We start from the raw sequence: 15,064 nt of genomic DNA on the forward strand, positions 1-15,064 counted from the left end.
CGTGAGCGTCAATGAACTATCCGGTGTCCACATCTGGGACGGGAACGCGCATCGCGGCGTCGGAACGGTGGGCTGGAGCGCGGGCCGGATCTCGTCCGTCGACATCGCCGCGTCCGCCGGCGACGCGGACCTGACGGTGATTCCCGGTCTGATCGACACGCACGTCCACCTCATCGGCAACGCCTCCGACACCCCGGCCGACTTCCTGTCGTGGCCGCTGACGACGCGCCCCGAGGAGCAGGTGCTCCACGGCCTCGCCCACGCCCGGCGCGCGCTCGCCGTGGGCGTGACGACGGTGCGCGACCTTGCGGCGGACGACATCCAGTTCTCGCTCTCCCGCGCCCTCGAGGCGGGCGTGATCGAGGGTCCTCGCGTGCTCGCGCACGGCCTGGTCAACATGACCGGAGGCCACGGCGACCTCTTCACCCCGCCCGCGGTGGTCGACCGCAAGCCGGTGGCCGACGGCCCCGACGCCTGTCGGGCTCTCGTGCGCCGCTGGGCGCGCTCGGGCGCCGACGGCATCAAGGTCCCCGTCAGCGGTGGGGTGCTCTCCGTCGGCGACAAGGCGTCGTGGCGCAACTACACGGATGCCGAGATCGCGGCGATCGTCGACGAGGCGCACGCGCTGGGGATGCGCGTCGCCGCGCACGCCCATACCGAGGACGGCATCCGCCGCGCCCTCGCCCACGGCGTGGACTCGGTCGAGCACGCGACGAAGCTCACGGCCGCCCTGGCGGCGCAGATGGTCGCCGGCGGCACGACGGTCGCACCGACCCTGCTCATCAACGACCGCATCGCCGATGGATCGGTGCCGGTGGCCCCCGGTCAGCGCGAGATCGCGCAGGAGCTCGTCTCGGGGCGCGACCCCGTCTTCCGCGCCGCCGCGGCGGCCGGGGTGGAGTTCGTCCTCGGCACCGACGCGAACGGTTTCCACGTGGGCTTCGACGACCAGTGGGAGGAGCTGCGCGCGATGGCGCGGGTCTTCGACTGGAATGCCGCTCGCGCGCTGCAGTCGGCGACGTCGCGCGCGGCCGCCGCGATCGGCCGTGGCCACGACCTCGGCCGCATCGCCGACGGCTTCGCCGCCGACCTCGTGGTGGTCCGCGGGCGCCCCTGGGAAGACGCGGGGGCGCTCCGCGCCGAGTCGGTCGTCGCCGTCGTGGCGCGCGGACGGCTGGTGGCGGGCTCTCTCCCCGGATAGGGGCTCACCCCGCGGGTGACGAGACGCCCTCTCCGCCCCGAAGGACCTTCGCGAGCGGCCGTCCCTTCGCGAGTTCGTCGACGAGCTTGTCGAGCACGCGGATGCGGTGCATCAGCGGATCCTCGATCTCTTCGACCCGCATGCCGCAGATCACTCCCGTGACCTGATTCGCGTGCGGGTTGAGCGTCGCCTCGTCGAAGAAGGCGCGGAAGGTCGTCGTTCCCTCGATGTGCCGCGCGAGCGCGGCGTCGTCGAACCCGGTCAGCCAGCGGATGACGGCATCCAGTTGGTCCTTCGTGCGCCCCTTGCGCTCGACTTTCGCCAGGTAGAGGGGGTAGACCGACGAGAACGCCATGTCGAAGACGCGGGACATGGGTCCACCGTAGGGCGTGATGCGTGCAGGCGCACCGGTCGCAGCCGCCAGGGCCACGACGCCGAGACGCTCCGGAGCGTACGGCGGGGCTCCGGAGCGTCTCGGGGTTCGAAGAATCAGAAGATGAAGTGCGTCGTGGTCCAGGCGGGCCGGGAGCCGAAGCCCTTCAGCGGCTTTCCGGCGGGCGCCGAGGGGGAGATGACGATCGGAGTGCTTTGATTCGTCGTCGTGTTGTCGCCGAGCTGACCGTCTCTGTTGCCGCCCCAGGCCCGGCTCGTCCCATCGGCGAGGATTGCGTATCCGCTTTCGAATCCTGCGCCGATCGTGACGGCATTGCGGATGCCGGAGACGGAGACCGGGGTGGTGCGATCGGTCATCGTGCCGTCACCCAGCTGCCCTGAGGAGTTCCAGCCCCACGAGCGGATCTCGCCCGAGGTCAGCAGCGCGTAGACCGCATAGCCTCCGGCGACGATCTTCTTCGCTGTCGTGATGCCCGTGACCGGCTGCGGGTACTTCTGGCTGGGAACGGAGACCGAGCCGGGTCTGGAGCGATCGTTTTCGGTGCCGTTCCCCAGCGCGCCGCTGCCATTCGATCCCCACGCGTAGATCTCCCCGGTGGTGAGCCGCACGAGAGCGGTGTTGTTCGTCGCAGTCACTTCGATTGCGTTGGTGATGCCCGATACCGGTCCTGGGGCCGCGCGGTATTGACCTGTCGAACCGTCACCCAGTAGCCATGTGAAATTGCTCCCCCAGGCGAGGACGCTGCCGTTCGGTCGAACTGCATAGACCGTCATACCCGCCGCCGCGATCTGAACGGCGTCGCTGACGCCCGGAACCGCGGTGGGAGTCAGTGTCGTGCTGCGGTTGAACTCGTCAAGGCTGGCTCCCCACTGCATCACGGTGCCGTTCGCCAGGAGGACCACGCCGGTGCGTGTGGCGACGGCGATGCCGACCGCGTTGCTGATGCCGGGGACGACCGCCCAGGTCGACCGGTCGTTCGTCGTGCCGTCGCCGAGCTGACCGCTGTCGTTCGAACCGACGGCCCACACAGTGCCGTCCGCCAGCAGCGCGAGAGTGAACTGCTCCCCGCCCGCGATGGCCGTGATCGGTGACGGGAAGACGCGCATGAGTTGCCACGGCGCGCCCACGACGGCGCTGGGGGTGCCCGTGCCGGTGCGGCCGGCCCGATTGTCACCGACGGCGACAGCGTTAGCCCCCAAGACGGTCAGCTCCTTCGTCGCGGTGTACCCGCCGCTCGACGCGCTCACGGTGAGGGTGCTTCCCGGCGTGGCCCACGGGTCGGTCGAGAACAGGGTCGTCGCGACCGATCCGCTCGAATTCGTCTTCGCGTTCGTGGGATTGAAATTCGTCCCTGCACCTGCGGTGAACGCGACGGTCTGCCCGGCGAGCGGCGATCCGTCGGGGTTCGTCCCGACCGTCACCTGCAGGGGAGCGATCTCGCCGGCGGTGATGGTGGTGGGGGCGGCCGAAGAGAACGAAACGATGCGATCTCCGACGATGAGGAAGGTGTTCGCCGGGTTGCCGCTGCCGGTGACGCGGGTGACGTTGGTGGTTCCCGCGAGCGTGACGGGGGTGGATGCGGAGGAGATGGTCGGATCGCCGAGCTGGCCGCTCCGCCCGTTTCCCCAGGCCTTGACGGAGCCGTCGGCGAGGATGGCGTACGCGGATTCGTATCCAGAGGCGAGTTGAGTAGCGGTGTTGATGCCGGCGACGGCGACGGGGGTGCTGCTGTCGCTGGCTGCGCCGTTGCCGAGCTGGTTCTCCTGCCCACGTCCCCAAGCGCGGATTTCACCGCTTGCCAGGAGCGCGTATGCGGTCGACTGCCCCGCGGTGATCCGGGTGGCGGTGGTGATGCCGGCGACGGCAGTAGGAGTGAGACTCGGGTTGGTGGTGCCGTTGCCGAGGGCGCCGTCCCATCCCGCACCCCACGAGCGGATCGTGCCGTCAGACAGCAACGCATAACCGTTGAAACCGCCCATTGCGACCTGGACGACGCCGCTGAGGCCGGGCACCGCCACCGGAACGTCCGATTCGTCGTAGCTCCCTGTACCGTACTGGCCGGTTCCGTTTCCGCCCCAGACGCGGACTGTTCTGTCGCCGAGTAGGGCCATTGCGGTCATCCCGCTCGCGCAGATCTGCGTGGCAGTCGTGATTCCGGAGACGACGACAGGGACGCTGCTGCCGCCGCTCGTTCCGTTGCCGAGCTGGTTGAGAGTCTGGGTGTTGTCGTCGGCGCTCCCGCCTCCTCCGCCCCAGGCGCGAATCGTGCCGTCCGAGAGGAGGGCGTAGCTCGTGGTCATCGCCGCGGCTACCTGGACCACGCCGGTCACGCTCGGCACCTGTGCCCAGGTCGTGCGAGGGCTTGTCGTGCCGTCTCCGAGCTGGCCCGCGTCGTTGGCTCCGACTGTCCAGACCGTGCCGTCTTTCAGAACGGCGAGTGAAAACGCGTTCCCAGAGGCGATCTGCAGGAGAGGCGCGGGGAAGGAATACGACAGCTGCGCCGCGGGACTGATCTGCGACGCAGAAGAGCCGTTTCCGATCATCCCATTCGTGTTGTCGCCGAGGCCGTAGGCGTTGGCGCCCAGCACGGTGAGGGGCGCGCTGCCGGACACTCCGTTGCTGAGCGCGGTGACGGTGACGCTGCTTCCGGGGAGGGCCCACGCGTCGTTCGTGGTCAGCGTGCTCGCGGCGGTACCCGCCCCGTCGGTGGTCGCCGTCGAGGGGGAGAAGGTCGTGCCCGACGGCCCGGTGAACGATACCGGCTGACCCGAGAGCGGGGCGCCGGAGGCGTCCTTGACCACGGCGGTGACGAGGACTTGCCCTGCGGCGGGAGCCTGCATGCTGGGCGTCGTCGTGGTGACGGTGGGAACGTTCGAGGCGGCGGCGAACGCGGGGGTCGCGGTGACGGCGACGATCACGGGGATCGACCACGCGGCCCCGGCGATGACGGTGCGGCGAGACAGTGCGGGTGTGGCGGGATTCAGGCTGGGCACGGATGCGGTCATGGCGGTGGACACCTCGGGTGCGGTCGGAGAGCGAGGAGGAGCGAGGTTCAACGAGACCCTGCTATCTGGACTGTCTAGCCGAGACGGAACGCCGCCCCGGTTCCGCCTCGGGTGAGGTGAAGCGGCGCGGGATGACCCGCGGACCGTGGCGGCGGGTCGGCATTGCGTCCACGGAGATCCTCGATAAGGAGCCCGGTTGTCTCCGTATTCGAGGAGGACGGCGTGATCGGTGCGCAGTGCGTGCGGCGTCCCGGCAGGCGGGGCGGGTGACGATACGGGCGCGACGCGCGTCACGGCTGCCGTGAGGCAAGCTCACCTTCGCCTGATGTGCGTGCGGTTTTCACCCGCGACCACCGACACGGATGCCACTGCTCCTCGAGGAGGACCTGTCGGGGTGCACGTGGTCAGACGCACACCCCGACAGAGCGGGGGAGGGCGGTCAGGGGACGGTGATGAAGATCGAGCTCGCCCACTGCACGCTGGTAGAGAAGCCCTTCAGCGGGCGACCCTGGGGCAGGAGCGGTATCGGTGCGGATTGGCTCGTCGTAGTGCCGTCACCGAGCTGTCCGAGCTCATTGTTTCCCCACGCGCGCGACGTGCCGTCGGCGAGGATCGCGTATCCGCAGTAGTACCCGGCGCCGATCGTGACCGCGTTGGCGATGCCGGAGACGGGGACGGGCGTTCTGCGGATGTCGGTGGTGCCGTCGCCCACTTCCCCGGAGGAATTTCCCCCCCATGCGACGATCTGTCCCGTGGCGAGCAGGGCATACCCGGTCGAGGGGCCTGCCGCGATGCGGATGGCGTTGTCGATGCCCGTGACCGGACCGGGTGTCATCTGCATGGGGACTCCGACCGAGCCCTCCGTGTATTCGTTCGCGGTGCCGTTTCCGAGGGTGCCGTCGCCATCGTTGGAGCCCCAGGAGTACACCTCCCCGGTCGACAGGCGCGCGAATACGGTATGCGATGCGGCCTGAACCTCGACGACATTCGACAGGTTGGGAACGGCCTCGGGGGAGGAGCGGTACACCACGGGCCACCCGACGCCGAACTCCAGGGTCTCGTTGTACCCCCAGGCCAAGACCGTTCCGTCAGGGCGGAGCGCGAAGAACGCCGTGCTCGAGCCGGCGATCTGGATGGCATCGGTGATGCCATCGACCGGGGTAGGCGTCGTCACGAATGAGTCGTCGTCGTGAGGGTTGAGATTCCTGCCCCACTGCACCACGCTTCCAGAGGAGAGCAGAGCGATACAGGTGTCGCCTGCAACGGCGATGCCGACGGCGTCGTCGATGCCGTCGACGAGCGTCCAGTATCCGTCGATCGGGTCGTTGGAACCGGCGCCATGTTGTCCGTAACGGTTGTCACCCGTAATCAGCACTTGTCCGCTGGAGAGGAGAACGACGGAGAAACGCCTTCCGCTGGCAGCCGCGGTGATCGGAGACCAGAACCTCTTGCGGAGCTGGGTCGGCTCCGACAGGACGGATGCCGAAGACGGGGTTCCCGACTCCTGGAAATCGTTCGCGCCCACAGCGTAAGCGTTCGCGCCGACGACGCTCGCGGGAGCAATGGCACTGGCGCCTGCGCTGCTGACCGTGAGATCGAGGGTTGTCCCGGGGGTAGTCCAAGGGTCGGGGGCGGCCAGGCCGAAAAGCGTATAGGGGTTCCTGCTGACGGCCGAGTTCCCGTGGACGAAGTTACCGTCCCGGTCTGGAACCAGAACGGACAGGACGCTCGGGGCGGTCATCGTGATGATCTGACCGCCGACCAGATTCTCGCCTTCTGCGTTCTTGAGAAAGACGTAGGCGTAGTTGTAATCGCCGCCGGCCTCGACGACCACGCCGTACACATCGAAAACCCGCTCGCCGACGATGAAGAAGCCCGTGAACGTGTATCCGTTGGCGGCCAGCGTGGTCACGTTCTGCGTTCCGGTGATCGTGCCGGGGCCTGAGTCGGGAATGCCCGGGGCACCTCCCCATGCCGTGATGGTCCCGTCGTTCAGGAGGGCGAAGCCCCCGTCCGACGTGCCCGTTATGGCAACGGCGGTGGAGATTCCCTTCACGGCGACGGGAGCGGTGCGTTCTTCGGTGGTGCCGTCGCCGAGCTGTCCGTAGCCGTTAATGCCCCAGGCGCGGATCGTGCCGTCGCTCAGCAACGCGTACGCGCTCGACCCCGCGCACGCGATGTCGACGGCGGTGCTGATGTCGAGGACGCTGACGGGCTCTTCGCGAAGCTCGGTGGTGCCATCGCCGAGCTCGCGGTTCTGGTTCGCGCCCCACGCCCTGACGCTCCCGTCGGCGAGCACGGCGAAGCCGCACTTCGCGTTCGCGGCGACGCGGACCGCTGTGTCGATCCCGGTGACGGCGACCGGGACGTTGTGGTCCACGCCGGAGCCGTTGCCGAGACGTCCCGCGTAGCCGGAGCCCCAGGTGCGGATGGTGCCATCGGCGAGGAGGGCGATTCCGTTGCCCAGGCGGGTGGCGGTGGAGATGTCGGACACGGCGACCGGGGTGGTCGAGAAACTCACGTCTGTGCCGTTGCCGAGGCTTCCGTGCGCGTTCGATCCCCAGGAGCGGATGGTGCCGTCGGAGAGGAGGGCATATCCCGTGCCCTCCTGGGTGGAGATCTGCTTCACGTCGAAGAGTCCGGGGATGGGTGCCCAGGTAGCGCGGTCGATGGTGGTGCCGTCTCCGAGCTGCCCCTCCGCGTTGCTGCCGACGGCCCATACCGTGCCATCGCGCAGGAGCGCGAGCGTGAACACTCTCGGGACGTTGTAGGTGTCGCTGTCGGGAAAGAGCGGCCTCTCGCCGGCGGCGAGGCTGGAGGCGATGGCGACGATGGGGGAGGGGAAGTCCTGTCGAAGCTGCGCCACGGAGTTGTCGTCGCGCGTTCCGGGCGTCGCATCCGACCAGTTCGCGCCCACCGAGTAAGCGTTCGCGCCGAGCACGGTCAACGGCGCGGTGCCGGAGGCGCCGTTGCTGAGCGCGGTGACGGTCACGCTGCTCCCAGGCAGTGCCCAGGCATCCGCAGTGGTGAGGGTGCTCGTCGCGATGCCGGAGCCGTCGGTGGTGGCGGTGTCGGGCGAGAAGGTCGAGCCCGCAGGTCCGGAGAAGGCCACGGACTGGCCCGCGAGGGGCTGGCCCGATGCGTTCGTGACGACGGCCGTGACCACAACGGTCCCGGAAGCCGGCGCCTGCATGTTCGGAGTGGTGACGGTCGTGGTCGCGTCGGACGAGGTGGCGGCGAAGGCCGGCGTGGCGGTGACGGTGACGATCGCGGGGACCGCCCAGGCCGCACCGGCGAGCACGTGGCGGCGCGACAGCGTGGGGGTTGTCGGGGTGGGCGCGGGCGTCGACGAGGGTGCGGTCATGGCGATGTGTACCCCGGGTTCGTGAGGAGAGCGGGCGAGAAGCGGCGGCGCAGTGGCATCCGCACGCTCGGCCATCTCATCTGATCGGCGCACATGTGTGCATGAGTTCCGGGCTGAGGTGAACTGACGGGGAAAAGCGGGGAGGACACGCATCTTGGCGCTCTGTCGCCTCCCGGCCACCTCGTCGAGACGAGGGGTGAATCCTCTGAATCCCCGCGATTGCCCGGACGACGGAGAGTGCGGATGTCCGAGGCGCGGTCAGTGCGACTCGACGACGCAGACGGCGCTCATGCCCGGGGTCAGCGCCTCGAACACATGGCGAGCATCACCCGCGTAAGACAGATAATCACCCGGGGCGAGCTCGTAGGGGGCGTCGGCGGGACCGACCCGCCCGCGACCGCTGACCATCACGAGGTGCTCGACGGTGCCGCGGGGGTGCGGGTCGGACACGCGCGGCGAGCCCGGTTCGGCACTCAGGAGGTAGATGTCACGGCGCGCGTGCGGAGGGCTCGCCGACAGCAGAACGGCCAAATAGTCGGATGCCGAGGACGGCACCGCCGTGGCCGCTTCTCCGGCGCGGATGAGGGTGGGGGAGCGGACGCCCTCGTCGACGAAGACGGCGAAGGGGACGTCGAGAGCGCTCGCCAGCGCCCAGAGCGTCTCGACGCTGGGGTTACCGCCGCCGTTCTCGAGCTGGGAGATCGTGGCCTTCGCGACCCCGGCGCGCCGACCGAGCTCCGAGACGCTGAGGTCGCGTCTCTCTCGCTCGCGGCGGAGCGTCGTCGCGATGCGGTCGCCGAGCTCGGTCATGCGTTCATTCTGCTTGGCGATTGTTCGACTTGACGAACGGCGCGACCATCGTTCACGATGATGGCCATGCGTTCGCTCTTCCGAACACCCGAGGGTGTCGCGGCCCGCCAAGGGCTTGCCGTGGCTCTCGCCACCAGCGCATACGGCATCTCGTTCGGCGCTCTGTCGGTGGCATCCGGTCTCGATGTCTGGCAGACCTGCGTGCTGAGCCTGCTGATGTTCACGGGTGGGTCGCAGTTCGCTTTCGTCGGCGTGATCGCCGCCGGAGGAGTTGCCGCCGCCCCCGCTGCCATCGCCTCGGCGGTGCTGCTGGGCGTGCGAAACGCGGCCTACGCGATGCGGATGGCCCCGGTGGTGGCGGGAGGCTTCTGGCGGAAGGCCGGCGCGACGCAATTCACGATCGACGAATCCGTCGCCGTCGGCCTGGCCCAGACCGAGCCGCGCGCGCGCCGAGCCGGGTTCTGGGTCACCGGGGTGGCGATCTGGATCGGCTGGAACCTCTCGACGCTGCTCGGTGCTCTTCTCGGCGACGTCCTCGGCGACCCGCGCGCGTACGGTTTGGATGCGGCGGCGGCAGCAGCTTTCCTCGCCCTGCTGTGGCCGCGCTTACGCGGGCGACAGCCGCTCGCGGTCGCCGCCGGTGCGGGCGTCGTGGCGGCGCTCCTCACACCCGTGCTCATGCCCGGCATTCCGGTCATCGCCGCGGCCGGGGTGGCCGTGGCCGTGGGCCTGTTCGATCCGCGACGCTCGAGGCCCGCCGGCGCAGGGCCCGCCGAGGAAAGGGGGATGCCATGACTCTGTGGACCGCTGTGCTGCTGGCATCCATCCTGTGCCTGGCGCTGAAAGGCGTCGGTTACCTGCTTCCCGCGCGTTGGCTCGAGTCGCCGCGGCCGGCGCGCATCACGGACCTGCTGACGGTTGCCCTGCTCGCGGCCTTGGTGGCGGTGCAGACGATCGCAGCGGGTTCTTCCCTCGCGATCGATGCGCGCCTCCCTGCGGTGGGAGTCGCTGCGGTGCTGCTGTGGGCGCGCGCGCCGTTCCTCGTGGTGGTCGCCACCGCAGCTCTGACTGCGGCGCTCTTGCGCTGGTGGGGGTGGGCCGCCTGAGCCGGGACCGTGTGCTCGGACGGCCCGATGGTTCACGGGGCCGCGAAAACCGCGTCAGACGATGCGGTCGCCGGTGATCAGGAACAGCGTGTTCTGCGATGACATGCCGGCGTCGAACATGAGTCGTGTGACGTTCTGCGTGCCGGTGACCACGACGGGCGAGGTGGTCGGCGTCGTCGCCGCGTTGGAGCCCCATGCGTAGATGGTTCCGTCGCTGCACAGGGCGTAGGCACCCTGCGCGGCCGCGGAGATCTGGACGGCCGTCGAAACCCCTGAAACGCTCACGGGAATGCTGGTGGCGTCGCTCCAGCTCGACGTTCACACGCCGAGCTGACCGCTGTCGTTGCCACCCCACGACATGACGGTTCCGTCACCGAGGCGAGCGTAAGCGGATACGAACCCACCGCTGATATGCACCGCGGAAGTGATGCCGGAGACGGAAACGGGGATGCTGCTGTTCGTGGTGGTGCCGTCGCCCAGGCGGCCGCGGTCATTGCTGCCCCACGCGCGGATCTCTCCGTTGGTCAGCAGCGCATAGGCGCTGACCGCGCCCGAGGCCACCTGGACGGCGGAGGATATCCCGGTCACCACCACAGGAGTACTGCTGTGCGTTGTCGTCCCGTCGCCGAGTTGACCGTAGTCGTTGTCGCCCCACGCGCGAACCGTGCCGTCTGCGAGAGCCGCGTAGGCGTTGTTGTTTCCGACGGCAACGGACACCGCGCTGTCGATGCCGAGAACGGTGACCAACGTGGTGCTGAACGCGACGTCGCTGCCGTCGCCGAGCTGACCGACGCTGTTGTCGCCCCACGTGCGGATCGTTCCGTCGGACAGTAGGGCGATACCGGCGACATCTCCGGCGGCAAGAGCGACGACGCCCGACAGGCCCGTGATCCTGTCCCACGTCGAGCGTGAGGTCGTCGTGCCGTCGGCGAGCTGGCCGTAGGTGTTGTCCCCCACCGCCCACACTGTTCCGTCTTCCAGCAGAGCGAGGGAGAACTGTGTTCCCGAGGCGACCGAACGGATGGGGGAGGAGAACGCCAGTGCCGGTTGCACGGGGGCGCCGGTGTCGACCCCGGACGGGACGCCGGCCTTGCCGGAGGCATTGCTGCCGACGACGTACGCGTTCGCGCCGAGCTGCGTGACGGTGACCGTGCCGCTGGCCCCGTTGACGAGCGCGGTGACGGTGACGCTGCTGCCGGGCTTCGCCCAGGTGTTGCTGGTGGTCATCGTCGAGGTCGCGACCCCGGATTCGTCCGTCGTGGGATTCGCAGGGGAGAAGGACACCCCGGACGGCCCGGTGAACGACACGGCGCGGCCCGACAGAGGAGTGCCAGAGGTATCGGTGACGGTCACGGTGATGATCACGTCTCCGGCGGCCGGGCCGCTGCCGGTCGGCGTCGACGCGGTGACGACAGGAATGCCGGAGGCGGCGGCGAAGGCGGGCACCGCCGTTGCGGTGACGATCACGGGAACGGCCCAAGCGCTGCCGGCGATGACCGCGCGACGGGACGGCCCTGCGGGCTTGACAGTCGAGGCGGCGGAAGAAGTCGAGGGGGCGATGGGCATCGTGGCGTGTCCTCCGTCGAGGCGTCTCAGTGAAGAGCGGAAGCGAATCCCGGCATGTCGCCGGTGCCATCAAGGATGGAGGCTGAGCGAATGCTTCCGAGGTGGCTGCGGGCCCCGCGGTCCTGGCGAGATGTATGCATGCGCGGGTGCGTCAGTCGGGGGTGGCGGGTGGCGGCGCGAAACGATGCGCCTCTCACCCTGATTTGTCGATGCTCGTTCGCCGCCGGGGCGGAGCGTTCCGGGGAAGCCTCACCGGGGTCTTCATCCTCACGTGACGAAAAGTCACCCTCCGCCCTCCCCGCCGTCGTGGTCTGTTCGCCACCCGTTTGGTCCTTCGTGCGCCCCGTGCGCTTCACCTTGCCGAGTCAGAGCGCGAGACGTGGGATTGGTGGACGACGTGTGGGTCCCGTGTGTGCCTTCCGGATTCGAGTCGACGCGAGACGGGATGCCCACGGTGTGAAGCGTGAGACGCTCCGGAGCGCGTGAGGGCGGCTCCGAAGCGTCTCGTTCGGCGGCTGGATCAGTCGGTGATGAAGTGCGTCGTCTTCCAGGGGGGTCGGATGCCGAAGCCCTTCAGGGATCGTCCGAGCGACAGCGTGATCGGAGTGTTCTGGTTCGTCGTGGTGCCGTCGCCGAGCTGGCCGTTGCTGTTGTCGCCCCACGCGCGGCTGGTGCCGTCGGCGAGGATCGCGTAGGCGCTGTTGAACCCGGCGCCGATCGAGACAGCGTTCGTGATGCCCGAGACGGAGACGGGAGTGGTGCGGTCGGTGGTGGTGCCGTCACCGAGCTGCCCAGAATCATTCCATCCCCAGGAGCGAATCTCCCCAGAGGTCAGGAGCGCGTAGACCGAGTACCCCCCGGCGACGATCTTCTTGGCCGTGGAGATGCCGGTCACCGGCTGGGGGTTTCTCTGGCTGGGAACCGAGATGGAACCCGGGATGGAGAAGTCGTTCTCCGTTCCGTTCCCCAGCGCGCCGCTGCCGTTGGACCCCCACGCGTAGATCTCTCCGGTGGAAAGACGGACGAGCGCGGTGTCGTTGGTCGCGGCCACCTCGACCGCGTTAGTGATGCCGGGGACGGGGCCCGGGGTCGCGCGGTAGTAACCTGCCGAGTCGTCGCCGAGCATCCACGAGAGGTTCGAGCCCCACGCGGAGACGCTGCCGTTCGGGCGAAGCGCGTAAATGGTACCGGCAGCCGCCGCGATCTGGATCGCGTCGTCGATGCCGACGACCTGTGTCGGAGACAGGGCCGGAGGATTGTCGCTGAGCTCGTCGAGATCGGATCCCCACTGCATCACGGTCCCGTCCGCGAGGAGGGCCACCGCGGTGCGGCTCGCGACCGCGATCCCGACTGCGTTGCTGATGCCGGATACTGCAGCCCATGTGGTGCGGTCCGTGGTGGTGCCGTCACCGAGCTGACCGCTGTAATTGGAGCCGACGGACCAGACGGTCCCGTTCTCAAGGAGCGCGAGTGTGAACTCGAGCCCGCCCGCGATGGCGGTGATGGGGAACGGGAAGATGCGCGGAAGCTGCAACGGTGAGCCCACAACGTCGCTGGAGCTGTCCGTGCCGGTGCGTCCGTGCTGGTTGTCACCCACGGCCAAGGCGTTGGCGCCGCGCACGCTCAGAAGTCGGCTCGCACGGGCGAAGCCTGACTTCGCCTCCGCACGCACCACCGTTCCGGGGGTGGTCCAGACGTCTTCGATCTCCACGCGCGCGGAGGCGGACTCGTTGGACGTGTTCACGCCGTTCACGGTCGCTCCCCGCGTGGTGAAGGCGATACCCCGTGCGGAGACCGGGGCACCCGTGGGGGAGGCCACCTTCGCGTTCAGCCGCGTCTCGTCGCCCGCCGTGAGGTACTGCGGATCCGTGAAGTCGAGCTGCACGCGGCGGTCCTCGGTGAGCAGGTACGACGCGGTGCCGGTGCTCGACGATGCCCCGAGCCGTGCGACGTTCTGCGTGCCCGCCGTCGTGACGGGGGTCGATTGGTTGGCCGTCGACCCGTCTCCGAGGATGCCCGCGCCGTTGCCTCCCCAGGAGCGGATCTCGCCATTCGACAGCAGCGCCCGTGCGCTCTCCCCGTTCGCGGCGATCTCGACCACGTTCTCCAGGCCAGTGACCTGCACGGGCGTGCTCCGGTTTGTCGTCGTCCCGTCGCCCAGCTGTCCCACGTTGTTGCGACCCCAGGCCCAGACGGTGCCGTCCGACCGCAAGGCGTAAATGGTCTGGTGTCCGGCGGCGATACGGATCACCCCGCTGATGACCGCGAGGGTCGCCCACGTCGCCCAGTTGGTCCGGTCGTCATCTTCTTCTCCGAAAGCCAAGCCTCGCTGGCCCTTGTCGTTGCTTCCCCACACGAGCACCTTGCCGTCGTCGGTGAGGGCGTACCCGGTCTTGTCCCCTGCCGCGACCTGCGCGATGCCCGAGTGATTTCGAAGAGTGAAGTCACCGCGCTGGCCGTGGTCGTTGTTGCCGGCCGTCGTGATCTTCCCTCCGCGGTCGAGCATGATCAGGAAGGCGTCTCCCGCCGCGATCGCCGCCACGTCTCTCGCGACGAGCACGGGCTGGAGCTGGTCGGTCATATTGCCGAGGTTGAGCTGGCCGGCTTCGTTCGCCCCCCAGGCGTACACGTCTCCGTTCGCCAGCAGCACGTATGCCGATTGACGCCCCGCGGCGATCTGCACTGTGGCCGTATCGTCCGACTTTCCCCACCACGGTCGCTGCGACGGGTCGTCGTCCCAGTTGCCGCCGACCTGTTCCCACTCCGACCGGTCCCGCGTGTCGCCGAGACCGAGCTGCCCCCGGTCGTTGGCGCCGATGACCGAGATGACGTTGCCCTCGGCGCTCCAGGCGAGCGTGAAGTCGGCTCCCGAGACGACGGATTCGAGGGTGGAGTAGAACTTCCGCGCAAGCTGAGCGGCAGTCGCCCCGTACGCATCGGTCGACCCGGTGCCGAGGTGACTCTTCGCGTTGTCTCCCACGCCGTAGGCGTTCGCTCCGCCGATCACCGCACCGACCCCGATGGTGCGGGTGTTGCCCTTGTCCGTCACCTGCGCGGTTTCCGAGGTGCCGGAGCCGGGCCGCTCCCACACCGACGTCGATGTCACGGTCGCCCGTGCGAATCCATCGCTGTCGGTGAGGGTCGATGTCGGGGAGATGGTCACGTTCGCCGACGACGAGAACGTTACGAGGACCCCGACCTTCGGGGAGTAGTTCGCGTCCCGCACGAGCACCTCAACCGGCGCAGACCCGCCGGCTTCGAGGCGGCCGACGTTCATGTTGAGACTGTCGATTGGCGCGCCATCCGACGCCGCCGCGGCCGCGGGGACCGCGGTCGCCGTGACGATGGCGGGAACGGCCCAGGCGCCGCCCGCGATGAGCGCGCGGCGCGAGACGCTCCGCGCGGCCTGCGTGGGCGCGTCGGGTGAGGGAGAAGGCGGCGTGGGCGAGAGAGAACTCATCAGGGTCCTAAGGTCATGGCGACAGCGATGGCATCAGCGTGCCGCGCGCCCGCGGGTTCCCGGATGGGGTCGGGAGGCCCGAAGGGGCGGGGTGAGCATGTATAGGCGACGTTTTCGCGACATCGACGCGTCCTCCCCAGAGGCGGATTCACCCACGA

10 protein-coding genes are annotated in these 15,064 nt (G+C 69.0%); 3 read left to right on the forward strand and 7 right to left on the reverse strand.

The window, feature by feature from the left end:
- The first annotated feature begins 1 nt into the window (after position 1).
- The gene (locus AB0230_RS10405) at positions 2-1,201 is read left to right on the forward strand and encodes an amidohydrolase family protein (protein WP_366375606.1); all 1,200 of its coding nucleotides are present in this window, start codon (positions 2-4) and stop codon (positions 1,199-1,201) included.
- Between the two features lie 4 nt (positions 1,202-1,205).
- Here AB0230_RS10405 and AB0230_RS10410 read toward each other — a convergent pair whose 3' ends face one another.
- The 4 genes from AB0230_RS10410 to AB0230_RS10425 form a co-directional block, all read right to left on the reverse strand.
- Entirely contained in the window at positions 1,206-1,574 is a 369-nt protein-coding gene (locus tag AB0230_RS10410) for a DUF2200 domain-containing protein (RefSeq protein WP_366375608.1), read from the reverse strand.
- Between the two features lie 116 nt (positions 1,575-1,690).
- A complete protein-coding gene (locus AB0230_RS10415) occupies positions 1,691-4,600 on the reverse strand; it encodes an Ig-like domain-containing protein (RefSeq protein WP_366375610.1) in 2,910 nt (969 codons plus the stop codon).
- A 439-nt stretch (positions 4,601-5,039) separates the two neighbouring features.
- Positions 5,040-7,964 carry an Ig-like domain-containing protein gene (locus AB0230_RS10420; RefSeq protein ID WP_366375612.1) on the reverse strand — a complete coding sequence of 975 codons (2,925 nt, stop codon included), beginning with the start codon at positions 7,962-7,964 and terminating at the stop codon, positions 5,040-5,042.
- Positions 7,965-8,222: 258 nt separating this feature from the next.
- Positions 8,223-8,774: a helix-turn-helix domain-containing protein gene (locus tag AB0230_RS10425; protein WP_366375614.1), complete on the reverse strand. Its 552-nt coding sequence runs from the start codon at positions 8,772-8,774 to the stop codon at positions 8,223-8,225.
- 66 nt (positions 8,775-8,840) lie between these two features.
- Here AB0230_RS10425 and AB0230_RS10430 point away from each other — a divergent pair, with 66 nt between their 5' ends.
- Both AB0230_RS10430 and AB0230_RS10435 read left to right on the forward strand, forming a co-directional pair.
- Positions 8,841-9,569, forward strand: a complete 729-nt coding sequence (locus AB0230_RS10430) for an AzlC family ABC transporter permease (RefSeq protein WP_366375616.1) — start codon at positions 8,841-8,843, stop codon at positions 9,567-9,569.
- Positions 9,566-9,880 (forward strand): AzlD domain-containing protein, encoded by a 315-nt coding sequence (locus AB0230_RS10435; RefSeq protein ID WP_366375618.1) that lies wholly within the window; start codon positions 9,566-9,568, stop codon positions 9,878-9,880. Before AB0230_RS10430 ends, AB0230_RS10435 begins: the two co-directional genes overlap by 4 nt.
- A gap of 54 nt (positions 9,881-9,934) precedes the next feature.
- Here AB0230_RS10435 and AB0230_RS10440 read toward each other — a convergent pair whose 3' ends face one another.
- The 3 genes from AB0230_RS10440 to AB0230_RS10450 all read right to left on the reverse strand — a co-directional run bounded on the left by AB0230_RS10440 (position 9,935) and on the right by AB0230_RS10450 (position 14,906).
- Positions 9,935-10,165 carry an RCC1 domain-containing protein gene (locus tag AB0230_RS10440; protein WP_366375620.1) on the reverse strand — a complete coding sequence of 77 codons (231 nt, stop codon included), beginning with the start codon at positions 10,163-10,165 and terminating at the stop codon, positions 9,935-9,937.
- A gap of 33 nt (positions 10,166-10,198) precedes the next feature.
- Positions 10,199-11,446, reverse strand: coding sequence for an Ig-like domain-containing protein (locus tag AB0230_RS10445; protein ID WP_366375622.1), 1,248 nt, complete (start codon positions 11,444-11,446; stop codon positions 10,199-10,201).
- Positions 11,447-11,966: 520 nt separating this feature from the next.
- Complete coding sequence (locus AB0230_RS10450; RefSeq protein ID WP_366375624.1) at positions 11,967-14,906, reverse strand: Ig-like domain-containing protein; 2,940 nt, start codon at positions 14,904-14,906, stop codon at positions 11,967-11,969.
- Between the last annotated feature and the right edge of the window lie 158 nt (positions 14,907-15,064).

Origin of the sequence: Microbacterium sp. NPDC089190, assembly GCF_040701795.1 — a bacterium.
Taxonomy (GTDB): domain Bacteria; phylum Actinomycetota; class Actinomycetes; order Actinomycetales; family Microbacteriaceae; genus Microbacterium; species Microbacterium galbum.

Coding starts and splice junctions, on each gene's coding strand:
- AB0230_RS10410 (WP_366375608.1), bottom strand. CDS start 1,574: ATGTCCCGCGTCTTCGACATGGCGTTCTCGTCGGTCTACCCCCTCTAC.
- AB0230_RS10430 (WP_366375616.1), top strand. CDS start 8,841: ATGCGTTCGCTCTTCCGAACACCCGAGGGTGTCGCGGCCCGCCAAGGG.
- AB0230_RS10445 (WP_366375622.1), bottom strand. CDS start 11,446: ATGCCCATCGCCCCCTCGACTTCTTCCGCCGCCTCGACTGTCAAGCCC.
- AB0230_RS10415 (WP_366375610.1), bottom strand. CDS start 4,600: ATGACCGCATCCGTGCCCAGCCTGAATCCCGCCACACCCGCACTGTCT.
- AB0230_RS10425 (WP_366375614.1), bottom strand. CDS start 8,774: ATGACCGAGCTCGGCGACCGCATCGCGACGACGCTCCGCCGCGAGCGA.
- AB0230_RS10450 (WP_366375624.1), bottom strand. CDS start 14,906: ATGAGTTCTCTCTCGCCCACGCCGCCTTCTCCCTCACCCGACGCGCCC.
- AB0230_RS10420 (WP_366375612.1), bottom strand. CDS start 7,964: ATGACCGCACCCTCGTCGACGCCCGCGCCCACCCCGACAACCCCCACG.
- AB0230_RS10435 (WP_366375618.1), top strand. CDS start 9,566: ATGACTCTGTGGACCGCTGTGCTGCTGGCATCCATCCTGTGCCTGGCG.